Here is a 24471-nt window from a genome sequence, read left to right on the forward strand (position 1 = left end):
GCAAGGTGACGATCAAGGTCAGCTTCACCGGCCTCGACGACGTCGCCGGACCCACCACCACCCAGCAGATCACCGTCGCCAACGGCACCACCACCCCCACGACCACCAAACCCAACACACCGCCGCCCGCGAACGCCGTCATGGGTGGCGACGTCTACGGCGCCGTGGACGCCTCCGGCGAGGCCTACATGTGCTCGCTCGGCTTCAACGGCACCGACGCCTCCGGCCACACGGTGAACATCACCGCCGGACACTGCGACCCCAACGACCCTGCCGCCGCGGGCACTCCAGACGCCTCGACCGCACACACCGTGGTCGGCAACGCTCCCGGCGATCGCTTCGGCACCTTCGCCAAGACAGTCAAGGGGCCACTCGACCACGCGGTGATCAAGATCGACGACAACTCCGCCAAGCGCTTCCAGAACAACTACGTTCGCGTCCCCGGAAAGGCCCCGCTCGCGATCACCGGCGTCGCCACCCCCATGGTCGGTCAGCCGGTCTGCTTCTCCGGCAGTATTACCGGCTACCACTGCGGCAAGGTCAAATCGACCGATGCCGCCGCCGCCAACTACGGAGACGTCAACCGTGGCAAAACCACCTCGAGCATCTGCGCGCTGAGCGGCGACAGCGGCGGCGTCCTGGTCACCGGCACCATGGCCCTGGGCATCGCGAGCCAGAACAACGGAATGCGGGACCAGCAGATGTGCGATGAGTTCAACGCCGATCCGGCCATCAGTGATTTCGACAAACCCACTCTGATCACCACACCGATCGTGTCCATTCTCAAGAACAACCCCGGCCTGAAGGTCCGCACCAACTAGGTCGCGCCTCATCAGTCATGGTCGGTGTTCTCGGGACTCACGAACCGAACTCTCCGCCGGGCCAAAGGGCGCGAAGCCAGGATATGGACGCCGACCAGCCCGAAAACGATTGATCCCCGCCCGGGTACCCGGGCGGGGATCAATCATTCTGCGCTCGTTGCTGTTCGACCGCAGGCTAGCCTAAGCCGTTCTTGTGCGTCAGATTCAACCGAGCGGTCCATATAAGTCGTCATCGTCTCCGGCGAGAACGATGTTATAGGTGGCCTTGAGGACCTCCGCCTTCCCGCCCACGGCGTTGTAGACGGTTTGCGGGTTGACCCCGGTCGCTTGTGCCAGACCGGAAATGGTCATCGTCGGAACCGCGCGGCTGTACGTGTTCGACCTGCTGGGTTTCGGGGACCGGGACCTACGACCGCTGACCTACCTGCACCGCCGCGACCCCCTCGAACAGCTGCCGCTGCCGCATGCTCTCGCCGTCCTACCGCGGGATCCCGGCCTCGCGAAGTGCGGCCGGGCAGCAGTAGGCCGGTGGATGCAGAGGTTATTCGGTTCCGGAACGCGAGTCGAGGGTTGAGCAGGGTGTTTGACGTGCAGATGTTTGACGGCGTAGCGGTGGAATTCCGAAGCGGAGTAGCGTCACCGTCGAAGAACAAGTAGCCGCGGTCGAACCGCCACGCGCACAGACTCATTGAGCCCCGCCTGGATGATCCGGGCGGGGCTCAGCTGTGCCTGGGCTGTCTGCCGTGGCCGGTTCGGTCAGCGCGGTATGCGGCATGTCAGGACGTTTGATCCTGGTCGAACCACTGGCGGCGAACACGTATCAGGATCCCGCCCCCTGCAGCAATCCTCAACTCTGCCAACATGACACTTCGAGCATTTACTAGAACAGTATTGACTAGCGAAGTAGATCTCGCGCATGCTTGACTCATGCGAACGACCGATACCGACCTCACCGTCGAGCAGGTCGCCGCGCGGGCCGGTGTCCCGACGAGCACCGTGCGCATGTATCAGTCGAAGGGGTTGCTGCATGCACCACGCCGGGTCGGCCGCACCGCGCGCTACGACAGCTCACACCTGCACCGTCTCGAATTGGTGCAGCGTCTGCAGGACCGCGGCTTCTCACTCGCCTCGATCGCCGAACTGTTGACCGCGCGTGAGCAGGGGGCGACAGTCGCCGATCTGCTCGCACTGCCCGGCGGGCCCGAAGATTGGGTACCACTCCGTTTGGGCGATATCCGACTGATGATCAAGCCCAAAGCCCTGCGGCCCACCCTGCTGCGCAAGGCAACTCAGCTCGGATTGATCCGATGGCGACGCGGCCGACCGCAGACGCGACGCTGGGCACTCACCAGCGGCCTGCGAGTCGCCGAACTGGACATACCGCCGAGCGAGGTGCTCGACCAGATCGTCCGATTGCGTGCACACACTGATCAGATCGCAGCCGACTTCGGCGACATCTTCGAGCGCACGCTGTGGCCCCGCATCCAAGCCGACAGCACCGAGACCGACCAACTCGACCGAATCCGAGCCCTCCTACAGGAACTGACCGGCCTAGCCGAAGGAGTAGTGGTCAGCGCCTTACGAGAATCGGTCCGCCACCTCGCCGAACAATTCGTCGAACGACACGAACTACTGCCCGCAAACGGCGAACGCCCCGCATGGCTGGACCGCTCGATACCGATTCTCAACGAGCGCCTGCTCGAAACCGGCGACGACGACATCGAAACGGTAGACCAGTTCCTGGCCGCCGATCGGACCCAGGAGTAGTGATGAACTCACACTTCAACTCCCCTGTCACGAACACTGACCAAGAACGGGGCGAACGAGCACCACAGGATCAGGTGGGCACGCGAGTAGGCACCCGAAAAACGGTCTTGACCTGGATCCGGTACTGCTGGGACGTGATCCTGGGTGTCGTGTCGGGGTTCGCATTGGTCTGCTTCTTCACCCTGGCGCTGGTCAGCGTCCTGTATTTCTGGGCCCTAGCGGTGGGATCGATTCTCGCGCTGGCTATTTGGGCAGTGACCGCGATCGTCAGCACAGTACGCATGCACTTTCGAGGCTGGAACTCCGCCAGGATTCGATTCCTGGCCGGGTTCGGGATCATCCCCTGCTACATCGGCATAACGATGATCATCCCCGCATGCCTCGACGGCTGGGGCAATCCCTTCATCGGCTGATCTCGCCAGCAGCGGCAGTTCGATAACGACCGTGAAAGACAAGCACGGATCCCAAACCAGTCACAGCCGGGCCGATACCGCCGAGCAGAGAGGGCTCAGCGGTCAGCGCACCGCATTCGGCAGTCGCGGACGTTCCGCCAGCCTCGGATCGGCGCGGCCAGTTGATCTTCCGATGCCCCGCGCTGGCCGGTTCGGTCAGCGCGGTATGGCGGCAGAAGGGTGTGTTCGGCAAGGCGACCTCGTCGAGGGATGACCGAATCCGCCGCAGCCACGGCTCTCGCCCGGGCCACACGTCGTCATAGTTGACCGCGTCCGTCGCTGCGCGAGGCGATGGCCACCGACGAGGGCGCTCCCGCAGCCAACGGCGACTAGATCGGTTTCAGCAGATCCGTCACGAACACCGCAGTTCGTGACGGTCTTTGCCGTGCCCCCAAGACTTGGGGCGATCACGAGTCCATGCGCTGCGGTATCTTCCATGCGATCGCCGCACCCTGGTCGGCGCGCAGAGGAAGCATGCCACTTGTTCAACAAATCCTTTGCGGCCGCCGCCCTCTCGGTGAGCGCCGCTGCCGTTCTCGCGGCACCGACTGCCGCCGCCGACCCGGTCAATTGGGGCGCCGTTTCCCTCAGCGTGTGGGGCAACGTCTTCGCGTTTTCGGTCAACCACCCGACGGAAGCCGACGCTATTCGAGCCGCCGACCGAGCGTGCAAGGGTCAAGGCATCATCGACTGCCGGATGATGGTGACGTTCGCGAACGGCTGCGGTGCAGTCGTGACGAGTCCGCTCGCGATCGTCGCAGGGTTCCCGATCGTGGGCTTCGGTAAGGGGGCGACCCCGGCGGAGGCATACGCAGACGCCACCCGCAACCTCCCCACCGGCACTGGAAGCGTCGGCTCGTTCAATCGCGAACATGCCTGCACCCAGCCTTGATCCAGTTCCAGCACGGTCCTCGGCAGTAGCGGATGTTCTGCACCGCAACGGGATCCGGCCGCCGGCGCCCCGCGCTGGCCGGTTCGGTCAGCGCGGTATGCGCCATGACAGTGCGTTCAGTCCTGGGCGCGATATGCGAGGCAAGGACGCGGTGTGCAGGTTCGGCTTTTTGGGTGAACCGCAGCCCGGCTTCCGGGCGGAAGGTAGCGGGCCGGCGACAGCGGGCGGATCTGGAAGCCCGGCCGCCGCCGTTGTTCGGTCTCTCTATCCGGATGTGCTCGTGTCCTCGAAGTAGAACCAGTCGTCGCCGTACTCCGTAGAGGACGATTGCTCCTTGTCGGCAGCCCGCACCGTCACGGAGGAGATCTTGTCGTTGAACCCGTCACCGACATAGGGGGTGTCGGCGGTGAATTCCTTGCTGTCGCCTTGGAAGTTGGCGTCGGTGTAGGCGGTGACGACGTAGCCGTCGGCGACCTTCAGCGAGCTGACGGTGTCATTGCCGGCCTGATCCTTTCTTTCAGGCGGCTGATGTTGTACTCGCCGACCTCGAGTGTGCCACTCCTACCTCCGTAGTCGCGATCGACGAACAACTGAGCTTTTCCAGCACTGGGGGGCATGTCAAAACCCTTCCGTCACGACCGAATCGGTACTGAAGGAACCGTGTAGACATGATCACATGGACGGCCGACAGCTGAAGGCCTCATCCGCATAGAACAACCCAAGATCCCGTAACGCGCCATAAGGTCCGACCCGATACCGGTTTCTCCGGGTGTGTCGCAGCCGGAGTGGGAACTTCTCGCACTACCGGGCAGTTGAGAGCGGCTCCTGGGCAACAAGTGTCGACCGGCTCTGTCTCGTCCGAACCTCGGCAGTAGCGGATGTCTCTGCACGCTGTCGGTCTCGCCGTCGGCCGCACCGCTTTCGGTAACCTTCAGTGGGATTGGGCGGAACGTACAGCGGCAGGTCAAGCGTTGTCGTCCGGTGCGCGGCGTCCGAGGAGGAAGTATGCGACGGGGAGGGCGCCTATCGAGTTCACCAGCACGATCGAGGTTGCCCATACGCGTTTGGAGCCGCGGATCTGCTCGGGCGGCCGTTGGAGCAGATCCAGCAGGGCCGCGACCTTCGCGATACCGTCGATCACGCCCGCGCCCACGATCAGCCCGCGAGTGCGCACGTTCAGATCATGCCACTGCTTTCGGATCATCTCCGATTCTCCTTCTTCGGCTCAGGTGTCGATTTGAATGCATACGGTCGCCGGTCAGCGTGCCGTTCGGAGTGTCTGCAGGGCCGAGCTGGTTTCGGCGTACATCACCCCATGCCACCAAGAGTCCAAGGGGCTGGGGTCGGGCCAGACTACCGAGTTCCGTACGCGGCCGATGGCGGGCTGGGCGGTAGTGTCGCTCATGCGATTCTCCTGATGTGCACGAACATTCCGGAAGGGGCAGCGACTACGCTGGCGCTGCCTGATCCAAGATCGCCCGCCACGCTGGCTCACCACAGGGGCCGAAGGTCAGCTGTGGGGACCCCGAAGGGCACATCACCGTTGCCACAACCGAACCGTCGGCGTGCTGCTGCCGGTCGTATGGACCTACGCTCCGTTACCGGCCTCGAACCGCGTGGCATGAGCAAAGCCGCTGTGCTGGTCCAAGTTTCGACGGCCCCCCACTGGTTTCCCGGTGATGCGCGCCCCGCCGAGCAGCCGCACATCCAGGATGGTGACATCGGGTCGCAACACCGGCACCTCGGCCAGAGCGGTGACGACATCACCAGCTCCACGAGGTTGAGGCGGTATGCCCATGCCCCCTACATCGGGCCCTGCCGCTGTCACGGTGTAATCGGCAGAAGCGGATGTTCTGCACCGCAACGGGATCCGGCGGCCGGCGCCCCGGGCTGGCCGGTTCGGTCAGCGCGGTATGCGGTAGTAGCGTGCGTTTGCTTGCCGTCGTCATCGGTGTGATCGCCAGTGCGCTGTGGATCATCGGTCCATCGATCGATGTGCAAGGCTTGGCCACTGACCTTGTGGGTCAGCGATGTTCGCCTTCGTAGGTGAACCAGTCGAATGCGACGGTTCCGGTCGCGGCGTAGATGCCGGCGACGCGTCCGGTGAAGGCGGCTGCGGTGTCGGCTGTGAGGTAGCGGCCGTCCACGTCGGCGATTTCGGTGGTGTCGGGGCCTTGTCCGTATCCGAATCTGACGGTGTCGCAGGACATCGCGTGCGGGTCGAATCCGTTGGTGAGGACCGGGGTGGTGGTGATCCACAGGACGGTCGGGCCTGCCGGCACCCGCCGTTCCCATGTCTGTTCGACCTGGGCGAGGCGTACCCGTGCCCGCACGAGGTAGTCGCCGGTGTCGTGGTCGGGCTGGATTTCGATGTCGTAGTGGTGGAGTTCGTCGTAGCGGATGCTCAGGCCGCCGATGCCGTCGGCTGCGTCGATCGATGCGGCGTAGCGGGATCGGATGTGCTGCTGGCGTCGGCCGAGGAAATGCGGGTGCGAAGCGTCCATCGCCGGGCCGAGGGTGTCGGGGGTCGAGCCTTGCAGCACCAGCCACCCGAGGCGGGTATCGAGGGAGGCCCAGTCGCGTTTCGCATCGCGCACCGACACCCACTCGACGCCGAGGGGTTCGTCGAAGTCGGTGTGGGCCTTGGTGCCCGGAAGGTCGGGGGTCAGTGTGATGGGGTCGATCACCGGCCACCCGTCGACCCAATGCAGGGTCGACTGGAAGCTCTCGCGGCCCATCGCTGCGAAAGCCTGGGTCAGACCGGCAGGGCGGGTGCCGAGGAAGACGACACGCCAGCCGTCGTCGGTGCGGACCAGGTCCGCGTGGCCGGTGTTCTGGACGGGGTGGTTGGTGCTGCGGTGGCTGTAGATCGGGTTGGCCGGGCAGCCGTGGAACGGGCCTTCGGGGTGGTCGGCGCGGGCGATGCTGATGCTGTGGCCGCGTCCGGTGCCGCCCTCGGCGATCAGCAGGTACCAGGTCCCGTCGACGTCGTAGAGGTGTGGGGCTTCGGGGAATTTCAGGCCGGTTCCCGACCACAGTGAGCGGGGTTTTTCGAGCGCGTGGCCGGTGGTGGTATCCATCCGCACTTGTTGAATCCCGTGGTGTGTGCCGGATTGTTCGCCTTCGAGGGTGAGTCCGGAAAAGGTGATGTAGCAGGTACCGTCCGCGTCCCAGGCGATGTCGTGGTCGATGCCTTCCACGCCGTGGAGCTCGATCCCGTCGCTCCATGGCCCTTCCGCGCGGTCGGCGGTGAACAGCAGCGGCCCGCGGCCGAAGGCGTCGGCGACCACGAGCCAGAAGCGGTCGTCGTGGAAACGGATGGTCGGCGCCCAGACGCCGCCGGCGGTGGGCACGTCTTCGAGGGCGAGTTGGCCGGGGCGGGTGGCCACGTGCCCGATCGGGGTCCAGTGCTCGGCGTCGGTGCTGGAGAACAGGGGCACGCCCGGGAAGTACTCGAAGGATGAACAGGCCAGGTAGTAGGTCCGCCCGGCGCGGCAGATGCTGGGGTCGGGATAGAAACCTGGCACAGCGGGGTTGAGCATGGTCGTTCCTGTCTCAGTGTGGTTCGGCCACAGCGGGAAGGTGCGGGCCTGGCGCGGCGGAGGTGCCGAACGAGACCGGATCCAATGCCGCTGAAGCGAAGACCTGTTCCATGACCGCGAAAGCATACTGACTGTTTAGTCGGCATGCAGCTCGCGTCGGTTGATGGCTGGTCCAGATGATCTGCAGCAGGCGTTCGCTCATCGGCGTGAGCGCGCATTCCGCGTGGCTCAGACCGGCCGAACCGGCAGAAACCCCGGGGGTAGTCTGACGCGTGGGTGTCGATCCCCCGTCTCACAGCATCATCAACCTGCGAAACCAGGCACTGGAGAAGGAGAGTTCGATGACAGCGGCACATAGCCAACACGGCCAGCACGACCACGTCCACGGCCCGGACTGCGGCCACACCGCGTTCGCGCATGGTGACCATGTGGACTACGCGCACGATGGGCACCTTCACCGCGAACACGACGGCCACTACGACGAATGCGAACCGCAGGGTCACACCGAACACAGCGGCCACCCCCACGAACACGGCGACGGCTGCGGCCACGACGCGGTCCAGCACGGTGACCACGTGGATTACATCCACGACGGTCACCGCCACGCCCCGCATGAAGGCCACTATGACGAGCACTGAGCGGGATCCCGAGGACTGCACCGCATAAGACCGACGCCGCTACCCCCTGGGGGCAACCCTCGCCGGTGGCTGTCCCCGGCGGCGGCGCACGGAAATCGGCTACAGCGTGCGTCTGGTCGGCTGTGGAGGAAGGCGTCGGTGACCGGTCCGGCGATGTAGCGGCGTCCGGCGGTGGTGGGTTACTGCGCCCAGGGTGGGCTGACGCGGTCACCGCCGGGGGCCTGGGCGTAGGCGCCGACAGGGAGGATGGCCACGGCCTCGAAGGGCCCGTCGCCGGGGACGGAGACCTTGAAAACGGTGTCCGCCGGGATCACCAGGGCGTCGCCGGCGCGGAAATCGCATGTCTGGCCGTCCATCTCGACGCGGGCGGCTCCGGCGAGGGCGACGAAGATCTCCTCACGGGACACGGCGTGCGCGTGACCGGGGTTGCCGGGGTGCATGGTGAAGCGCCAGACGCTGTTCTCTTCGGAGCCGCGGCTGGGTGCGGCCAGGCCGGTCGCGGTCATGAGAGGAGCTTCGAAGGTGGGGGCGTCGGCGGATTTGATGAGTGGCATGATGCCTCCTGGATGTTCAACCAAGGTGTTCAACTGCAGTTGAATATATTGGTTCGCGAAAGGAGCGTCAACACATGGATTTCGGCGTACTACTGGGCCAGGCCTATCAATCGTTCGTGCAGCAGCTGCACGCCCACCTCGCCGAGCACGGTCATGTGATCCTCGGCGCTTCCTACGGGTACGTCCTGCGCGCGCTGGCCGAATCCCCCTGCACTGCAAGCCAACTGGGCGAGCAGCTCGGCATCACCGCCCAAGGTGCGGCCAAGGTTGTCGACGAGATGGTCCGGCACGGGTACGTGGAGCGCCGACCGGACCCGATCGACAAGCGCGCCAAACGGCTACACCTCTCCCCGAGAGGGGACGACATGCTTCGCATCGTCCGCGAGTTCCACACCGACTACGAGCGCCGGCTCGCCGGACGCATCGGCGCCGAACAGGTGGCCACCACCCGCGCCGTGCTCGGCGAAATCATGAGCGAAGCACTGGATTTCGGGCGGGCCAAGACCTTCCGCCCGTTGTGACCTCGGCACGGCGTCCCCATGAGAGGTCTGCGGCCGAATCGGCATGAGCGCGCACTTCGGCTCACTAGAGCTAGCGCCAGGGGCGGGACTGGCCGCAGTAGGATCGGTGGACACTACGCGATGTCCCTCACCCCCCGATTACTCGGCGGTGTCATGGGTTTGGGCTGCGGCCCATACCGCGATCTGGGAGCGCGAGGTGAAGCCCAGTTTGGTGAGAATGTGTTCGATATGGCCCTGCACGGTGCGCGGCGAGACGACGAGGCGATCGGCGATCGCCTTGCTGGTCAGTCCCTCGGCGACGAGCTCGGCGACCTGGCGTTCGCGCGGGCTGAGAAGCTCGGGCGAATGATCGGCCGACGAGGTGACTCGGGGTCGCTCGCCGAGTGCGAAAGCGACTGCGGCGTCGAGACTCATCGAGGCGCCTTCCTGCCGTGCCGCGTCGAACGCGCCGGCACCGACGATTCGGCGGCTGCGCTGCTCGCATTCGTCCTGGTAGGGGCCATGGCGGCCAAGGATGGTGGAGCTGCCGGCCAGGCGTCCCAGCGCATCGGCCGCGCCCATGAGGACGGCCGCGCGCTGAGCATCGAGCTGCTCGGCGGCGATCCAGGCCAGCGTCGCGAGACAGCCGGTGGCGACCAGCGGATCGGAGGCCTTGCGGGCCAATCGAATTCCCTTCGCGAGCGAGCGCGTGGCACGGTCGGGATCACCGGCGCGCCACGCGGCGAATCCAGCCGACCACAGTGTCCACGACCGATAGATCGTTTCACCGGCGGATTCGGTGAGGTCGAGCGCCTTGCCCAGACAGTCGAGGGCTCGGGAGGTATCGCCTTGCAGCGCATAGGCCCATCCCAGCGAGACCCGGGCGTCCAACTGCATGGTGCTGTCACCGCACAGCTCGTAGGTGCGCAGCGCGTGATTCAGATCGGCGACCGGGCCGGACAGATCACCCACTCCACTGGTGAGAACGTAATCCGCCTGGATATGCGTGAGCAGCGCCGGAACCATAGGGTCGGTCGCCTGCTCCGCCAGCCCTGCCAGCTCCGTGACATGGCCGGCGGCGGCCGTCAGGTCACCCTGAAGCCCGGCCATCAAGGTGGCGGCGTGGAGCGCCTTGGCCCGGTCGATCGGCCGGCCTCCGGGAACGCGGGCGAGAACCCGTTCGTACCATTGGCGACCCTCACCGAGCCGTCCCCGCAACATCCAGAACATGTACAGCGGATTGGCGATTCGCAGTCCGCTCTCATAGGCCTCGGTCAGGCTGAACTCCAGCGCTTTCGAAATGTTCGGCAGCTCGCGCTCGAGCCGTTCGACCCAGTCCAGCTGGTGCGGCCCTATCCAGTCGACATCGGCCGCCTGCACCAGTTGCTCGCACCATTCCAGATGCTGCCGGCGCAGGAGCGGATACTCTCCGGACTCCTCGGCCTTCTGCTGACCGAATTCGCGGACTGTCTCGAGCATCTGGAACCGCACCGAGCCGGCCACTTCCTTGCGGACGAGGATCGATTTGTCCACCAGGCCCGACAACGTATCGAGCAAATCCGGCTCGGTCATGTCAGCCGAACACACCTGTAGCACCGCGTCGAGCTCGAACCCGCCGGTGAACACCGATAGTCGACTCCACAGCCGCTGCTCGTCCGGTGTGCACAGGTCATGGCTCCAGTCCATGCAGTACTGCATGGTCTGCTGCCGTCTGGGTGCGCTGCGGCTACCCCGGGTCAGGAAGGCGTAGCGGTCGTCCAGCCGGGCCAGGAGTTGTTCGACGGACATGGTCCGCAGGCGTGCCGCGGCCAGTTCGATGGCCAGAGGTAGGCCGTCCAGCCGGGCACAGATCTTGGCGGTGTACGCCCTGTTGTGATCGCTCAGCTCGAACCTGGGCACCGCCGCGGCCGCTCGTTCCGCGAAGAGCGTCACCGCGGTGTCGCCCGCCACGGTCCGGACCGCCGGATCGGCGGCCAACTCGGGTATATCCAGCGGCGGCAGCCGGTATACCGCTTCGCCCTCGATATCCAGGGCTTCACGGCTGGTGGCCAGGATCCGCACGCCCGGGCAGGCTCGGATGAGTGCTTCGGCCAGCTGTGCGACCGGCTCGACCATGTGCTCGCAGTCGTCCAGTACCAGGAGCAGATCATGGGGTGCCAGTAACTCGATCAGCGTGTCGAGTGTCGATCCACCGCCGTGGTCGGACACACCGAAGATGGCAGCCACGACGTTCGGCAGCGATTCGTTGGCACGCAGGTCGCCCAGTTCGATCAGCCAGACCCCGCCCTCGAATTTCCGCCGCAGGGTGTGAGCGACTCGCAAGGCGAGCCGTGACTTGCCCACACCCCCGATCCCGGTCAACGTCACCAGACGTGAGTCGGACAACAGGTTCCTGACATCGGACTGCGGGGTCCTCCGATCCACGAAGCTGGTCATCTCCAGGGGGAGATTCCCCGTCCCCGCCCGCAAGCGGTCGCCGCGGAAATGCGTGACCGCGTGCGGCTTCGCTTCGGCCGAAGTCGCGGCGGGTTCCGGCTCGGCGGGCAGCACCATCGTGTCGACCGGGAATCCGTGGTCGTTTTGCAGCCGGCGCAGCCGCTCACCCAACTCCGCCGCGGTCGGCCGGTCGTGCGGGTCACGAGCCATCGCCGCCTCGATGACCGCGCACATATCGTCGGGAATGCCGGATTCGCGCAAGTCCGGGATCGGCTGAGTGGTGATCCGCACGAATTGAGCCACCATTTGTTCGCCACTGCGGCGCTCGAACGCGGCGTGCCCGGTGAGTGCCGAGAACAGCGTGGCGCCCAGTCCGTACACATCCGAGGCGGGAGTCTGTGCCCGGCCTTCGAGAACCTCGGGTGCGGTGAAGGCGGGCGAGCCGGTGATCGCGCCGGACGTCGTCTCGTATCCGCCGGCGAAGTGAGCGATCCCGAAGTCCGTCAGCGCCGGCTCGCCGTAGTCGGTCAGCAGGATATTGGCCGGTTTGACATCACGATGCAGAACACCCATTCGGTGGGCCGACTCCAACGCCCCCGCTGTCTTCACCCCGAGGTGCAGGACCTCGGCCACCGGCAACGGACCGTCGCGTCGGATGCGTGCGTCGAGGGAGCCCCGGGAATGGTAGGGCATCACCAGATACGGGCGCCCGGTCCCGGTCTCCCCGATCTCGAGCATCCCGACGACATTGGGATGGCCGGTCAGCCGGCCCATCGCGTGCTGCTCGCGCAGGAAGCGCTCGCGATTCTCCGGAAGTTCACCGGTGAGAACTTTGACCGCCACCGTGCGGCCGGCGGCGATCTGACTGCACCGGTACACCGCACCGAAACCGCCCCGGCCGATCTCCTCGGCGTCTGTGAACCCGGCCGCGTTCAACTCCGTGATGACACCGACACCGACATCACGCTGCGTCTCGAGGGGGTCGCCGTCAACCATCCGTCGCTCGGAACCGCGGCACGTCAGTCAGAATATCGCCGCCCGTCGCCTCCGGCCACGCCGATCGCGCCCGCCCGTCGGACAGCTCGGGTGAAGCCGCCGCGACATCCGTCGAAAGCAGCACCGGGGAACATGTGGTCGGCGGTCGAACCGCTTCGCGCGCAGAGTGATCGAGCCCCGCCCGGTGATCCGGACGGGGCTCGATCGTGCCCGGCCGTCTGCCGTGGCCGGTTCGAAGGCGAGTCCTGCGCTACTTGCTGGACCCGAAGCCGCCGAGCAGCGCGCCGAGGCCGGCGAGAACGCCGTCCGCGCTGCCGGTGTTGGCCGTGCCGCCCGGGGTCTTGGAAATGGTGATCGAGGGCCCCTTGGTGTCGAAGGTGTGGTAGCCGAGGCTCGACAGGTAGTTGAAGCCGGTGTCGAGCGCACCGTTCTGCTTCGTGCAGTCGGCGCCGACCTTGTACTGGGCGCTGAACGTGGGCGATTGGGCGCCACCGTGCTTCACGACCATCTTGTAGCTGGTGGCGGTGAAATCAGCCGAGATGACCTCGTCGTCGACCATGAGGTTGATGTTCTCGACCGCGTGGTCACCGCTGTTGTCGGTCATCTTCGCCGATTTCGCGACGTAGGTCAGGCACTGCGGGTGGTAGTCCGCGACATAGTCGATCGTCTCGTCGGCGGAGCCCTTCTGCTCGAACTTGGTGCTGATGGTGATCGTCTCGCCGACCGTCGGGGTCGTGTTGCTCACCGTCCGGGTGTAGTGGCTCGTGCCGTCGTCCCAGGTGATCGTCGCGGGGGCCGCACCGGCCGCGCCGGAACCCAGCAGCGTGCCCGCGCCGAGGGCGATGGTGGCGGCCGCACCGACGGCGATGCGGGTGGTTGCGTGCGTCATGCTGATGTCCTTTGTCGTTGAATGGATGACATGCCGACCCCTGCGGCGAGGTCGCCAGGAACCGCATTCCGGGCAGAAACCGAAGCAGAACAAGGAATTTCAGGCCTTCGGCCCCATCGCGGCAGCCAGGTCCGCGGGTAGCGCGGGCGTCGGCGGGGCGGGTTCGGCCTGTCCGAGGATCGCGCAGGGCGCGGCCAGGAGGAAGGCCGCGGTGCCGATCATCGCGGCTCGCCGAATATGGGTACTACGCATGGAGGTCTTTCGGATGAGGTATTCCGGCATGGCAAGGGCGTCAGGGCCGAGCCGGGTGTCATGACCTGCCCGGCTACCACCGCCGCCGCCCACCGAAAACAATGGGATTATCCGGGCTCGGGGGCGCACGCATATCAGGATCCGTTCATATCGGGAAATGCTTCGACCCACGAAAGGCACAATTGTGTCTTTATAGTTGCCGCGACCTATGCCTACAGCTCATAGGGTGGTTCCGGCTCGGGGGAGTGTCGAACCGGAACCGTCCCTCGGCTGCGGTCAGTTCGGCTTGTGCGTACCGGCCGAGCCGCTGCTCATCAGCTTCTTCAGCTCCGCGAGGATGGCGTCCAGTCCAAAGTTGCCCAGGGAACCCATTTCTCGTCTCCTTCTATCGGGTGTTCTTCGTGAGCGAGCTATGCTCACGCCGGAGACGTTAGTCAGGACCGGATTTCAAGAGAAATCACATTTTCGGATCCACTCACAACCGTCAATTGTTGTTCTTTGCGAGTAAAGCCCACTGCTCGGGCGGCAGGTTATTGACAATAAAACCTGATGGATAGTTCGGAAAATGTTGTTTCAGCTTCTTTTCGGAGCTCCCTAGGTATTCATGCCGCCAAGCAGTACGAAGCCGATGAGTTGTCGAGGCGAGCGAGAGTGCCTCGCCGGCGAAACCGCCACGTGCACAGACTGATCGAGCCCCGCCCGGTGATCCGGGCGAGGCTCAGTCCTGTGGTTCTCCGTGGCGGGCGGGGTCGGTCAGTGGTCGGCGACCGGGGTGTTCTGGCAGAAAGTGAGCAGCCAGCGGCCGTCCTCCTTGGTCATGCCGTACAGCGGCGAGCCCTGGGCCTGGAGTTCGTCGGCATGGTTGAAGTACTGCTGGCGGACCTTGACCGCGGCCACGTCGGGGCGGATGAAGCGGATGAAGAACGGCTCGTAGGTGGCGTAGCCGTCCTTGGTGGCGCCGGGGAGTACGGCGCGGGTGAACTCGGAGATCTCGGTGAGGCCGTTGAGGAATTTGCCGCCGCCGGTGGTCCAGATGGCGTCGGGGTGGAACAGGGCGAGGAAGGCGTCGGCGTCCTCGGCGCGCTGTGCCTCGGCCACCGCGGCCACGACGGCGTGGATGGCGGTGATGTCTTCGGTCCGATCGAGTTCCGTGGTTGTCATGTGGCAATCTTCGAACCCCAACCCCGCTCGAGGTCAATGACCGAGATCGGTGGGTTCGGTTACAGTGTGAGGCGATGACTACCGGGACTGGCTTGCGCCGCACACGGATTGGCTACCCGGTGCTCCGCTGAGCGCCGTCCGGGCTCCGCCATCGTCGTGTTGATCACAGAACATCAACTACGACAAAAGGATTCGACGATGACTCGCACGCTCGGTATGTCGGTCGACGTGCACACACCCGATGGTGTCGCCGACGCGTATCTCACCTACCCGGACGATGGCGCCGCCCATCCGGGAGTGCTGGTGATTCAGGACGGTTTCGGACTGCGGCCCAGCCTGCGGGCGCTGGCCGATCGGATCGCCGCCCACGGCTACACCGTCCTGCTGCCCAACGCCTACTACCGGCACGGGCGCGCACCGGTGATCGAGCTGCCCGACCTCATCGACCCGGTGCAGCGGCCCGAGATCTTCCAGCAGCTCTTCCCCATGATCCGCGAGCTGACACCGGACGTCCTGCGTTCGGATGTCGGCGCCTACCTCGCGTGGCTGGCGGCGTCGCCGCAGGTCACCGAGGGGAAGGTCGGCGTCACCGGCTACTGCATGGGTGCGCGGCTGGCGGTCGTGTCCGCCGCCATGTTCCCGGACAGGATCGCGGCGGTGGCCGGGTTCCACGGTGGTCCACTCGTCACCGACACCCCGGACAGCCCGCACTTGATGGTCGGAAACATCACCGGGGAACTGTATTTCGCCCACGCGGGCGAGGATCACCACATGACCCCGGAGCACATCGCCCAGTTCGACAAGGCGCTGGACGCCGCCGGCGTCCGCCACCGCACCGAGGTCTACGCGGGCGCCCAGCACGGCTACACCCAGGCCGACACCGCGGCCTACGACTCCGAAGCCTCCGAACGGCACTACCGCGAACTGCTGGCCCTGTTCGACCGCACTCTGATCCCGTAGCGGAGGAACCCGATCAGCTGAGCCCCGGCCCGGTGTCCGGGTCTGGGGTTCGGCTCCTGGTGGCCCGGTTCAGCGGTGGCCGCCCACGCCACCTTCGTCGTGACCGTTGCCCATATCGCCCTCGTTGTTGTGATCGTCGGGGAAGTTCGTGCAATACGGATTGTTCACATCGGGGTACGGGCAGAGCTCTGTGTCGGGGCCCGTGCCCGCGGTGCCGGGATCGTCGGGATCGGCGGCGGCTATGCCCGCGCCGAACGCAACCGCGAGAATGGCCGTGGCCAGCCCCAATGCCGCGCGCTTGGATCTCATGGGATGCCTCCTCGTGCCGAGTGCCCACAGTGAACGCACCCTTCGGAAGCTAGCCCAAAGTTCGCCGGATTGGCGTGGATGTTGCAGCACTGTGCTTCAAGCAGCCCGGGTCAGCGTCGACGCCGCGGCGTTCAGCGGGCGATGAGTCGCCCGGTCAGGCAGGGAAACAGGCGGTACTCGCCGATCGATCCCGGAGCCCGCGCCGGTAACGATCGCGACCCGCTTCAGCACGTGCTCGGGGTGAGCTCACCGGCGAAGCGGGCGGACGGGTAGTTCAAGGCCGCGGGCACTTCGGCGAAGGCCGACAAGGTGTGCGTCGGGACGCTCGAACGAACGCGCTGCACGGTCGCTCCATCGGCGCAGTACCCGGCGACCAGTGCGTCCGACCCCGTCGACCGTGACGACCTCGTCGGCGGTACCGCGATCGCTGAACCGACACCAGGATCATCGCGATTCCCGAATACGGTTGGACGCCAGCGTCTTCCGGGCGATGTATCACCGGCCCGGCAGCGTCTTACGCAGTCCGCGCACGGTGATCTCCGGGTCCGCAGGACGTAGCCGTTCGCGCGCCCGGCCAGTTCCGCCGGAGCAAATCGAACGAATCCGGTACCGGTGCAACAGGATCGGAAGCCGCCGGAGCTGCCGCGTCACTCGTGAACACGCGAATCGCCATGGCCGTCGAGACGAGCCGGGACGACAGAGCCATTCCCGAGTTCGATCGCATCCCCTCGAATCGTTCGATGAGTTCGCGAGCGAGGACGACTCCGGGCCCCCTCCGGTATCCGGCGCGGGGGCTCGGACCTCGCGGGCGGAGCGACGCGCGCCGACCCGGTGGGTGATGATGGTGCGATGAACCCCGGTCCGCAGGAGAGCGTCCCGACCGACCTGGATACCCGTCTTCTCGCGGCCGCTATCGCCATTGCCGGGCGGGCGCGGGAACGGGGCAATCACCCATTCGGGGCGTTGCTCACCGGGCCCGACGGGGCGGTGTTGCTGGAAGCCGAGAACACGGTGGTGACCGGACGGGACGCGACCGGGCACGCGGAGACGAATCTGGTGCGGGCGGCCAGTGCGGCTTATGATGCCGAGTTTCTGCGTGGCTGTACGGTTTACACCAGTTGCGAGCCCTGTGTCATGTGTGCCGGGGCGATCTATTGGGCGAATATCGGGCGGGTGGTTTATGCACTCGGGGAAGACCAGCTTCTGGGGCTGACCGGGGCGAATCGGGAGAACCCGACGATGGCGCTGTCGTGCCGGGCGGTATTCGCGGCGGGGCAGCGGGGGATCGCCGTGGTGGGGCCGGTCGAGCTCGCGGAGGCGTGGGCCGTGCACGGCGGGTTCTGGCGCGGAACGACGGCGTAGTAATACCTTCCAGCGCATAGGTATTCGACGTTTCCGGAGGTCGCGGCGGGGTCGCCGGATGGTAGCGGACGGTCGGCTCGGAATCGGCTGAATGACACCTGTGAAAATAGCGGCGCGACGCGCGGATAAGCGCTCGAAATTTACATGCCGCCTGCGGCGCGGTGCGCTGGTGTTCCGCTATCGTTCATCCCACTATCCGATGCTGCTACTGGCGCGCCAGGGCTGGTTCGTCGATTCCGGAGTGGGTGGCCGGGGCGGCCAATGCCTGACGCGACCCCCGACCGTCTCCGAAAGATCGAGGGAACGTGCCCGTACCCGTTACTCTGACCGGCCGTCTGGTACGGCTGGAACCCCTTGCGCCGCAGCATGCGTCGGGTCTCGCGGAGGCCGCGGCGGGAAATCGCGACGACTATGCGTTCACTCCTGTCCCGCACGGTGTGGACGAGGCGTTGGAATACATCGCCCAGGCACTGGCCGGGCATGCCGCGGGCACCTCGGTGGCCTTCGCCATCGTCGCCATGGCCGGCGGCCGGATACTGGGCTCGACCCGGTTCACCCGCTTCGACTATTGGCAGGGTCCGGTGGTGTGGCCGCTGGTCCACGGTGCGCCCAGTGACGATCCGCTGCTGGCGGTGCCCGACGCCGCCGAGATCGGCAACACCTGGCTGTCCCGGGAGGCCCGCGGCGCGGGCATCAACCTGGAGTCCAAACTGCTGTTACTCCAACACGCCTTCGAGGTGTGGCGGGTGCGGCGCATCGCCATGCGCGCCGACGTCCGGAACCTGCGCTCCCGCATGGCGATCGAACGGCTCGGCGCCACCAGCGACGGGGTCCGGCGGGCGCATTCGCGCGGGCTGGACGGCGAGGTGCGCAGCACCGCGTTCTATTCGATCCTGGAGGACGAGTGGCCCAATGTCCGGGCCATCATCGAGGGTGAACTGGCGGCGCTGCCCGCGCAGGGGACGCGCGGTCGTCTGGTCGGCGCGTAGACCGGAGAAGCGCCCGCGAACCCCGATCGGACCGGCCGAAAGACCGGTCGGTCCGATCGATGGCCGGCGACTATAATTCCGGGTGTTGCACCGGTCGGGCGTCGAGGAGAGATCTGTCCGAGTCTGGTCACTCGACGAGCCGGCACCACCTCGGATGACCATGCCAGCAACCCTTCTCCCGAAGGAGCGGCGCATGCCCGACCCCATGCGCACGAAAGTCTGCCTCTCCGACAGCGTGTCCGGATCCCCGGTCCTGAGCCTGTTCCTCGTCCCCGAACCCCGCGTGCCCGGAGCCGGAGTCCTGCACCTGGTCGAGCAGGCGCCGCTCGCCGCCGGACCCCGCTGGTCGCCCGACCCGATCCCGAGCCCCAACCCCCACCTCGTCGAGTGGTTGCACGCGCACGGCGCACCCAGCATCCGAACCCGATTCCTGGCCTTCACCGCCGGACAGCACGACCCGCACCGGATGCACGTGGTCCTGCACGATCACTTCATCGCCGATCCGGAGCCCCCCATGGGGCTGGACGCGGACGATCCCGACGAGCTGGCCCGGCTCGAACTGCTCCCCGAACACTGGCTCGGCCCGCGGCGCATCGACGACTTCCACAACTACGCCGTCCGGTCCGCCATGCTCGCCGTCTACCGGCATTTCGGCGTCGACCGGCGCATCCCGCTCATGTACCACGGATACGCCGAACCCGAGGACGGCTGGTTCGAGATCCCGGCCGCGGAGGCCTAGTCGAACGGGACCACGGTCAGCAGCCACCACGGCCGCTGCGGCGACCGGAACTCGAAGGTCTGTACGTACATCCGCCGCTCCTTGCGGGTCAGCGGATCATTCATCAGCACCGTGCGCTCGTAGGGCGCGGCCGGGACGACCCCGCTGTCCCACAGTCGATCCCAGTCGGGGGAGCGGCGGGCCAGATTGACGATCTCCTCGACCCGGTCCGGCCGCAGCTCGGGGGCGGCGGCACGGAACGCCGACACCATCACCTGCGCCTCGGCCTCCCAGTCGCCCAGCCGATAGCGGGCCATGGGTTCGAGCAGGATCGCGGTCATCAGATTCGCGCCCGGGCCGGTGCCGGGGAACAATTTCTTGAACGCGTCGTTGGCTGCGACCACGTCGTAGCCGCCGTCGTGCAGGCAGGCCGGATGCGGGAGGCTGTGTAGCACCGCGAGATCGGCGTCGGGCGGCGGAGAGGGGTCGAACACCCTAGGCAGTGTGCGGGATAGCTCTTCGGAATGACTTCGTATCGAGTTAAGCCGGATCACAAGACTGGGTACTGTCGCAGAATTTCTGCCATATTGAGAGCATCCTGTTTGGTTTTATTCGAAGTGGGTACGGGGGTCGGACACCGGCTATGGCGCTGATACGGATCGGGGTGCTGGGCCCGCTGCACATCAGCATCGATGGCCAGCGCGTGCCCCCGGGCGCGCCCATGCAGTGCGCGGTACTGGGCCGGCTGGTCGCCGCCGGCGGCCGCGTGGTGCCCACCGAACGGCTCATCGACGACCTCTGGCACGGCGACCCGCCCGCCAAAGCCGTTGCCGCGCTCCAGGTGTACATCCACAACCTGCGCCGCGTCTTCGAACCCGACCGGCCCCGCCGCGCCCACTCGCGCGTCATCGTGTCCGAATCCCACGGCTACGCGCTCAACCTGGAACCCAACCAGGTCGACTCCTGGCTCTTCGAACAACTCCTGCACGGCCACGAGGCCGCCATGCGCGATCCCGCCGGACGACCCGAACCCCTCGAACAGGTGCGGGTGCTCGACTCCGCGCTCGCCTGCTGGCACGGCGGCGCCTTCGAATCCTTCCCCGGCATGACCTGGGCGACCCAGGAGACCGCGCGGCTGCAGGCGCTCAAGATGACCGCGGCCGAACTGCGCGCCCAGGCGGCGCTCGAGATGAACCGGCCCGCCGAAGTGGTGCTGGCGCTGCGGCCCATCCTGGAGGAGCACCCCGGCCGCGAGGAGACCGCCCGGCTGCTGGCCCTCGCCCAATACCGACTGGGACAGTCGCTGGACGCGCTCGCCACGGTGCGCCGCAGCCGCGAATTCCTCACCCTCGAATTCGGGGTCGACCCCGGACCCGCGCTGCGCGACCTGGAAACCGCCATCCTCACCCACTCGGTGGACGCCGAGACCGCACCGCCCGCCGTGGTGGTCCGGCCCGCCGAACCCGAACCCCTGCCCGCCCCGGAACCCCTGCCGGACAGCGGATATGCCGCCCAGCGCGACGCCGTGCTGGCCGCCGCCGAAGCCGCCGCCGAAGGGCATGTGCGGCTGGTCTGGCTGTCCGGCGAGGCCGGGGCCGGAAAGACCACCCTCGCCACCACTATCACCACGCACCTGAGTGAACGCGGCTGGACCACCGTCTTCGGCCGCTGCCCCGAGGTCGACTCCGCGCCGCCCGCCTGGTCCTGGGCCGAAGTGCTCACCGGACTCGACGCCGCCGACCCCGAAACCTTCACCGCCGCCGACGCTTTCACCCTGGCCCGCCGGGTGGTCCGGTCCTGCCGGGAACGGTCCGCCGGAACACCCGTCGCCATCGTGCTCGAGGACGTGCACGGCGCGGACACCGCCACCCTGCAGGTACTGCGGCAGGTGGTGAACTGGCTGCGCGACAGCCCGATCCTCATCATCGCCACCCTGCGCGGCACCGAGGCCGGACCCGGCGTCCGCGACACAGCCGCCGCCCTGGCCCTGTTCACCGCCGACCGCATCGAACTCGACGGACTCGACATGGCCGGGACCCGCCGCGCCGCGGCCGCCGCCGGACTCACCGCCCTCGACGACCGCACCGTCGAACTGCTGCGCCGCCGCACCGGCGGCAACCCGCTGTTCGTGCGCGAACTCGCCAAACTCGTTGCCACCCAGGGCATCACCGACGCGCTGCCGGACAGCGTGCGCGACCTGCTCGGGCGCCGGATCGCCCAGCTGCCGCCGGACGTGGTGGACCTGCTGCGCCACCTGTCGGTCTGGGGCGACAGCGATATCGCCACCCTCGCGGGCTCCACCCGGCAGTCCCACGACACCGTCATCGACCTCGTCGCCACCGGCGAAACCGCGCGGCTGCTGCGCACCGACCGGGCCGGGCGCGTGACCTTCGACCACGCGCTCGTCCGCGAAACCGTCTACTACGACCTGCCCGCGCTGCGCCGCACCCGAATGCACTGGGCAGCTTTCGAATACCTGCGCCACGACCCCGAGACCGAGGCGTCGAACCAGCCCTACGCCTCCGATGCGGGAAGACCGTCCGCTGACCATCGAACCGACGGCGCGGGCTTCCCCGTCGCGGCGGACCGGGCGCTGTCCGCGCTCCGCGGGGCCGACGAAGTGGTCGCCGCCCTGCTCGGAATGCCGCGGTACGCCAACGGATCTCGCATCGACCGCACGCTGGCGGCGCTGCGCGGAGCGAATGAGGTCGCCGCGACCACCCGCAACGACCCCGATCCGCACGCGCCGAAACCCGATCCCGCCGCGCTCTCGGCCGCTTCGCTGCGCATGGCGGGACTGTTCCAGGCCGGCATCAGGCACGCCGCCGGCGGCACGTACCGATCGTCCATGGCGGCCCTGAGTACCTCGGGGGTCGGCGGGTACGTGGCCGAGTTTCCCTTCACCGGAGCGCATTCCGCTGCTGAGGAGATCGAAGTGCCGCACGGCCGGGATATCGATGAGCTGGCCCATCACGCCGCGCTCGGCGCCGACGGCGAGACCGCGACGGTGGCGCTGCCCTACGTGCGGGCGGCGGCGCGGCGGTGTGTGGAACGGCGGATGCGGGCCGATGCCGTACGGCGGTGGCGGTCGGTGCTGGCCCTGCACGATCTGGCGGGGCACACCGGGGAGGGTGCGGCGCAGCGGGATCGGCTGGCGGTGCTGGAGGCGCGGTGCGAGCTGGTGGTGGCGCTGGCCTACGACGGGCAGCACATCGCGGCGCGGGCGGCGCGGGCGCAGGCGCTGGATCTGGCCCAATCAGTCGGTGGGACAGCAATTCTCGCGCACGCCGTCACCTGCTGGCCGACGCCGCTGATCTGGTCGGTGCACGACTGGCACACGCCGGATCCGGGGCTGCGGGGGCCGTTGCGGGCCGCGTCGGCCGATCCGGTGCAGCCGGTGCGGACCCGAATCATGTTGCAGGTCACCGCTGTTTTCGATCGCGCGGTCGAGGATCCGGCCGCCGCCTGCGTGCTGGCGGCCACCGCGATGGCGCTGGCCGAGCCGCTCGGCGATCCGGATCTGCTGTGCACGGTGCTCAACGCGCAGGCGTTCGCGGCCTTCGCGGCGGGCGGCTTCCTGCGTGCCCACGACCTGCGGCGCTACGCCACCCACCTGCTGCGCATCTCCACCGAGGCCGAGCTCACCGAATTCCGCGCGCTCGCACACTATCTGCTGTTCCGCGCCACCCTCGCCGACGCCGACCTGGTGGCCGCGGCCGAACACGCCGCCCAGGCGGGGGCCTACGCCACCGACGGGCAGCTGCGGCACCTGCTCGACGCCATCGCGCCCTTCGGCATGGTGCTGGAGTTGTTGCGCGGCAACACCGATGAGGTGCTGCGCCTGCTCGCCGAGGGCGGCGCGGACGTCGACGACCTGGTGGCGCACTCGCTGGAGGGCGCGGCCGAACCGACCCGCGACACCAACGCACTGCACGTCGGCATCGCCGTGTCCATCGGCTGGCTGCGCGGCGACATGTCGGAGTACCTGAACGACCTGCGCGAACGCACCGCGCTCAAACCCGAGCTGTTCGTCCACGGCTACGCGCTCGCGCTCGTGGACGCGGGCCGCCCCGAGGAGGCCCGCCGCACCCTCGCCGCCGCGCCACCCCTCGCCCCGCAGTTCTGGTCCACCTTCACTGCGGTGAAGGCCCGCCTGGCCATCGCCCTCGACGAACCCGCCGAGGCGCGCGACATCTACGCGAAGCTGCTGCCGTACGCGGGCACCGTCTGCGGGCTGGAATCGGGCGCCTCGGCCATGGGTCCGATGGACTTCGTGCTCGCCGAACTGGCCACCTACCTCGGCGACCACACGCGCGCCGCCGGACACCGGTCCGCCGGGACGGAACTCCAGGCCCGGCTGCGCACCCAGCTGGGCGAGCTCGCGCCCGCGGGCCTGGGCCTGATGCGGGCCGGGCGGCTGGGCGCGATCGGCCACGGCCGCCTCGAACCGTCCGCCGAATCGGCCGTGCGGGCGGGTGAGGGAACCTCCCACCGGTGTGAGACGTCCTAACCTTCGAGGCCGATCACCGGCCGCAGGGGGAGGGCGACATGACGAAGCGGGTGCGCGGCCGCCGGATGCTGGTGGCCGTCCTGGTACTGGCCGTGGTCGGCGGCCTCGTGGCCGGGGGAGTGGCCGGGGTGCGCTGGTGGCAGCACGGACACCCCGGGACGAATCCGTTCACCGGTCCGCGCAACCTGGCTGGCGGCCTGGTGCACAATTATTTTCCGGCCGTCGATTCCACCGGCTTGACCGCCGCGCAGAACCGCGTGGTGGATGTGCTGCGGCAACAATTCGAGGAACAGGACGGACGCGACAAATACTCCGAGGGTATTGCCGAACCGTGGTGCGCCGACTTCGTGAGCTGGGTGATGCGTGCCGCCGGGCAACCGCTGCACAATCCGAATTCCGGATCCTGGCGTATACCCGGCGTTTACACGTTGGAGGAGTACTACCGGGGTCAGCGCCGTTTCGAGGAGGCGAACGCGGGTTATCTACCGCGTGTCGGAGACGTTGTCCTGTACTCCGATTCCAGTGTGTTCCATCAGCACACGAATATTGTGATCGCGGTGGATTCGGATACCATCACCACGGTGGGTGGCAATGAAGCCGGAGAATCCGGTGGCGTCGCCATCCATGAATTCCGCCCATCCGGCACAACGGGGCTGGTCGGTTTCGGGCGATTGGGAACACGCTGATTCCACATTCTGGAAACACGCGGGGCGGGGTGTACAA

General features: G+C 67.1%; 23 protein-coding genes. 12 read left to right on the forward strand and 11 right to left on the reverse strand.

The window, feature by feature from the left end; all coding sequences use genetic code 11:
* Positions 1 to 821, forward strand: an 821-nt coding sequence (locus ABZ412_RS22590; protein WP_357283224.1) for a S1 family peptidase, incomplete at its 5' end; no start/stop codon positions are given.
* Positions 822 to 1025: 204 nt separating this feature from the next.
* Here ABZ412_RS22590 and ABZ412_RS22595 read toward each other — a convergent pair.
* The gene (locus ABZ412_RS22595) at positions 1026 to 1172 is read right to left on the reverse strand and encodes a hypothetical protein (RefSeq protein ID WP_357283226.1); all 147 of its coding nucleotides are present in this window, start codon (positions 1170 to 1172) and stop codon (positions 1026 to 1028) included.
* Positions 1173 to 1748: 576 nt separating this feature from the next.
* Between ABZ412_RS22595 and ABZ412_RS22600 the strand changes: the two genes are divergently transcribed.
* The 3 genes from ABZ412_RS22600 to ABZ412_RS22610 all read left to right on the forward strand — a co-directional run bounded on the left by ABZ412_RS22600 (position 1749) and on the right by ABZ412_RS22610 (position 3932).
* On the forward strand, positions 1749 to 2588 hold the full coding sequence (locus ABZ412_RS22600; RefSeq protein ID WP_357283228.1) for a MerR family transcriptional regulator: 840 nt from the start codon (positions 1749 to 1751) through the stop codon (positions 2586 to 2588).
* Between the two features lie 2 nt (positions 2589 to 2590).
* The gene (locus ABZ412_RS22605; protein ID WP_357283230.1) at positions 2591 to 3001 is read left to right on the forward strand and encodes a hypothetical protein; all 411 of its coding nucleotides are present in this window, start codon (positions 2591 to 2593) and stop codon (positions 2999 to 3001) included.
* Between the two features lie 520 nt (positions 3002 to 3521).
* On the forward strand, positions 3522 to 3932 hold the full coding sequence (locus tag ABZ412_RS22610) for a DUF4189 domain-containing protein (RefSeq protein WP_357283231.1): 411 nt from the start codon (positions 3522 to 3524) through the stop codon (positions 3930 to 3932).
* Between the two features lie 264 nt (positions 3933 to 4196).
* Here the strand turns inward: ABZ412_RS22610 and ABZ412_RS22615 are convergent, their stop codons facing one another.
* The 3 genes from ABZ412_RS22615 to ABZ412_RS22625 form a co-directional block, all read right to left on the reverse strand.
* Positions 4197 to 4412, reverse strand: a complete 216-nt coding sequence (locus ABZ412_RS22615; RefSeq protein ID WP_357283681.1) for a peptidase inhibitor family I36 protein — start codon at positions 4410 to 4412, stop codon at positions 4197 to 4199.
* A gap of 484 nt (positions 4413 to 4896) precedes the next feature.
* On the reverse strand, positions 4897 to 5136 hold the full coding sequence (locus ABZ412_RS22620; RefSeq protein WP_357283233.1) for a hypothetical protein: 240 nt from the start codon (positions 5134 to 5136) through the stop codon (positions 4897 to 4899).
* A gap of 820 nt (positions 5137 to 5956) precedes the next feature.
* On the reverse strand, positions 5957 to 7474 hold the full coding sequence (locus tag ABZ412_RS22625; RefSeq protein WP_357283235.1) for a glycoside hydrolase family 43 protein: 1518 nt from the start codon (positions 7472 to 7474) through the stop codon (positions 5957 to 5959).
* Positions 7475 to 7815: 341 nt separating this feature from the next.
* Here ABZ412_RS22625 and ABZ412_RS22630 point away from each other — a divergent pair, with 341 nt between their 5' ends.
* Positions 7816 to 8112: a hypothetical protein gene (locus tag ABZ412_RS22630; protein WP_357283236.1), complete on the forward strand. Its 297-nt coding sequence runs from the start codon at positions 7816 to 7818 to the stop codon at positions 8110 to 8112.
* Between the two features lie 179 nt (positions 8113 to 8291).
* On the opposite strand, the gene ABZ412_RS22635 is transcribed toward ABZ412_RS22630, so the two are convergent.
* The gene (locus tag ABZ412_RS22635) at positions 8292 to 8666 is read right to left on the reverse strand and encodes a cupin domain-containing protein (RefSeq protein WP_357283238.1); all 375 of its coding nucleotides are present in this window, start codon (positions 8664 to 8666) and stop codon (positions 8292 to 8294) included.
* A gap of 74 nt (positions 8667 to 8740) precedes the next feature.
* Here ABZ412_RS22635 and ABZ412_RS22640 point away from each other — a divergent pair, with 74 nt between their 5' ends.
* Positions 8741 to 9187 carry a MarR family transcriptional regulator gene (locus tag ABZ412_RS22640; protein ID WP_357283240.1) on the forward strand — a complete coding sequence of 149 codons (447 nt, stop codon included), beginning with the start codon at positions 8741 to 8743 and terminating at the stop codon, positions 9185 to 9187.
* Between the two features lie 138 nt (positions 9188 to 9325).
* Here ABZ412_RS22640 and ABZ412_RS22645 read toward each other — a convergent pair whose 3' ends face one another.
* The 4 genes from ABZ412_RS22645 to ABZ412_RS22660 all read right to left on the reverse strand — a co-directional run bounded on the left by ABZ412_RS22645 (position 9326) and on the right by ABZ412_RS22660 (position 14900).
* Entirely contained in the window at positions 9326 to 12598 is a 3273-nt protein-coding gene (locus ABZ412_RS22645; protein WP_357283242.1) for a protein kinase, read from the reverse strand.
* Between the two features lie 250 nt (positions 12599 to 12848).
* Positions 12849 to 13487 carry a hypothetical protein gene (locus ABZ412_RS22650; RefSeq protein WP_357283243.1) on the reverse strand — a complete coding sequence of 213 codons (639 nt, stop codon included), beginning with the start codon at positions 13485 to 13487 and terminating at the stop codon, positions 12849 to 12851.
* A gap of 99 nt (positions 13488 to 13586) precedes the next feature.
* Entirely contained in the window at positions 13587 to 13769 is a 183-nt protein-coding gene (locus ABZ412_RS22655; protein WP_357283245.1) for a hypothetical protein, read from the reverse strand.
* Between the two features lie 723 nt (positions 13770 to 14492).
* Complete coding sequence (locus ABZ412_RS22660) at positions 14493 to 14900, reverse strand: SgcJ/EcaC family oxidoreductase (protein ID WP_357283247.1); 408 nt, start codon at positions 14898 to 14900, stop codon at positions 14493 to 14495.
* A 198-nt stretch (positions 14901 to 15098) separates the two neighbouring features.
* On the opposite strand from ABZ412_RS22660, the gene ABZ412_RS22665 reads away from it, so the two are divergent.
* The gene (locus tag ABZ412_RS22665; protein WP_357283249.1) at positions 15099 to 15860 is read left to right on the forward strand and encodes a dienelactone hydrolase family protein; all 762 of its coding nucleotides are present in this window, start codon (positions 15099 to 15101) and stop codon (positions 15858 to 15860) included.
* A 69-nt stretch (positions 15861 to 15929) separates the two neighbouring features.
* Here ABZ412_RS22665 and ABZ412_RS22670 read toward each other — a convergent pair whose 3' ends face one another.
* Entirely contained in the window at positions 15930 to 16169 is a 240-nt protein-coding gene (locus ABZ412_RS22670) for a hypothetical protein (RefSeq protein WP_357283251.1), read from the reverse strand.
* 849 nt (positions 16170 to 17018) lie between these two features.
* On the opposite strand from ABZ412_RS22670, the gene ABZ412_RS22675 reads away from it, so the two are divergent.
* The 3 genes from ABZ412_RS22675 to ABZ412_RS22685 all read left to right on the forward strand — a co-directional run bounded on the left by ABZ412_RS22675 (position 17019) and on the right by ABZ412_RS22685 (position 19259).
* On the forward strand, positions 17019 to 17531 hold the full coding sequence (locus ABZ412_RS22675) for a nucleoside deaminase (RefSeq protein ID WP_357283252.1): 513 nt from the start codon (positions 17019 to 17021) through the stop codon (positions 17529 to 17531).
* Positions 17532 to 17836: 305 nt separating this feature from the next.
* Positions 17837 to 18520 carry a GNAT family protein gene (locus ABZ412_RS22680; RefSeq protein WP_357283254.1) on the forward strand — a complete coding sequence of 228 codons (684 nt, stop codon included), beginning with the start codon at positions 17837 to 17839 and terminating at the stop codon, positions 18518 to 18520.
* 193 nt (positions 18521 to 18713) lie between these two features.
* Positions 18714 to 19259, forward strand: coding sequence for a hypothetical protein (locus ABZ412_RS22685; protein WP_357283256.1), 546 nt, complete (start codon positions 18714 to 18716; stop codon positions 19257 to 19259).
* Here ABZ412_RS22685 and ABZ412_RS22690 read toward each other — a convergent pair.
* Complete coding sequence (locus tag ABZ412_RS22690) at positions 19256 to 19732, reverse strand: hypothetical protein (protein WP_357283257.1); 477 nt, start codon at positions 19730 to 19732, stop codon at positions 19256 to 19258. The two genes, ABZ412_RS22685 and ABZ412_RS22690, sit on opposite strands and share 4 nt — an antisense overlap.
* Positions 19733 to 19881: 149 nt before the next feature.
* On the opposite strand from ABZ412_RS22690, the gene ABZ412_RS22695 reads away from it, so the two are divergent.
* Both ABZ412_RS22695 and ABZ412_RS22700 read left to right on the forward strand, forming a co-directional pair.
* Complete coding sequence (locus ABZ412_RS22695; protein WP_357283259.1) at positions 19882 to 23748, forward strand: BTAD domain-containing putative transcriptional regulator; 3867 nt, start codon at positions 19882 to 19884, stop codon at positions 23746 to 23748.
* A 65-nt stretch (positions 23749 to 23813) separates the two neighbouring features.
* Positions 23814 to 24434 carry a CHAP domain-containing protein gene (locus ABZ412_RS22700; RefSeq protein ID WP_357283260.1) on the forward strand — a complete coding sequence of 207 codons (621 nt, stop codon included), beginning with the start codon at positions 23814 to 23816 and terminating at the stop codon, positions 24432 to 24434.
* Positions 24435 to 24471: the final 37 nt, after the last annotated feature.

Origin of the sequence: Nocardia sp. NPDC005746 (assembly GCF_040630785.1) — a bacterium.
Lineage (GTDB): Bacteria > Actinomycetota > Actinomycetes > Mycobacteriales > Mycobacteriaceae > Nocardia.

What these genes read in the sequence shown, in the direction of transcription:
- ABZ412_RS22595 (WP_357283226.1), bottom strand. Translation starts at nt 1,172, where the DNA reads ATGACCATTTCCGGTCTGGCACAAGCGACCGGGGTCAACCCGCAAACC.
- ABZ412_RS22600 (WP_357283228.1), top strand. Translation starts at nt 1,749, where the DNA reads ATGCGAACGACCGATACCGACCTCACCGTCGAGCAGGTCGCCGCGCGG.
- ABZ412_RS22605 (WP_357283230.1), top strand. Translation starts at nt 2,591, where the DNA reads ATGAACTCACACTTCAACTCCCCTGTCACGAACACTGACCAAGAACGG.
- ABZ412_RS22620 (WP_357283233.1), bottom strand. Translation starts at nt 5,136, where the DNA reads ATGATCCGAAAGCAGTGGCATGATCTGAACGTGCGCACTCGCGGGCTG.
- ABZ412_RS22625 (WP_357283235.1), bottom strand. Translation starts at nt 7,474, where the DNA reads ATGCTCAACCCCGCTGTGCCAGGTTTCTATCCCGACCCCAGCATCTGC.
- ABZ412_RS22630 (WP_357283236.1), top strand. Translation starts at nt 7,816, where the DNA reads ATGACAGCGGCACATAGCCAACACGGCCAGCACGACCACGTCCACGGC.
- ABZ412_RS22635 (WP_357283238.1), bottom strand. Translation starts at nt 8,666, where the DNA reads ATGCCACTCATCAAATCCGCCGACGCCCCCACCTTCGAAGCTCCTCTC.
- ABZ412_RS22640 (WP_357283240.1), top strand. Translation starts at nt 8,741, where the DNA reads ATGGATTTCGGCGTACTACTGGGCCAGGCCTATCAATCGTTCGTGCAG.
- ABZ412_RS22645 (WP_357283242.1), bottom strand. Translation starts at nt 12,598, where the DNA reads ATGGTTGACGGCGACCCCCTCGAGACGCAGCGTGATGTCGGTGTCGGT.
- ABZ412_RS22650 (WP_357283243.1), bottom strand. Translation starts at nt 13,487, where the DNA reads ATGACGCACGCAACCACCCGCATCGCCGTCGGTGCGGCCGCCACCATC.
- ABZ412_RS22655 (WP_357283245.1), bottom strand. Translation starts at nt 13,769, where the DNA reads ATGCCGGAATACCTCATCCGAAAGACCTCCATGCGTAGTACCCATATT.
- ABZ412_RS22660 (WP_357283247.1), bottom strand. Translation starts at nt 14,900, where the DNA reads ATGACAACCACGGAACTCGATCGGACCGAAGACATCACCGCCATCCAC.
- ABZ412_RS22665 (WP_357283249.1), top strand. Translation starts at nt 15,099, where the DNA reads ATGACTCGCACGCTCGGTATGTCGGTCGACGTGCACACACCCGATGGT.
- ABZ412_RS22670 (WP_357283251.1), bottom strand. Translation starts at nt 16,169, where the DNA reads ATGAGATCCAAGCGCGCGGCATTGGGGCTGGCCACGGCCATTCTCGCG.
- ABZ412_RS22675 (WP_357283252.1), top strand. Translation starts at nt 17,019, where the DNA reads ATGAACCCCGGTCCGCAGGAGAGCGTCCCGACCGACCTGGATACCCGT.
- ABZ412_RS22685 (WP_357283256.1), top strand. Translation starts at nt 18,714, where the DNA reads ATGCCCGACCCCATGCGCACGAAAGTCTGCCTCTCCGACAGCGTGTCC.
- ABZ412_RS22695 (WP_357283259.1), top strand. Translation starts at nt 19,882, where the DNA reads ATGGCGCTGATACGGATCGGGGTGCTGGGCCCGCTGCACATCAGCATC.
- ABZ412_RS22700 (WP_357283260.1), top strand. Translation starts at nt 23,814, where the DNA reads ATGCTGGTGGCCGTCCTGGTACTGGCCGTGGTCGGCGGCCTCGTGGCC.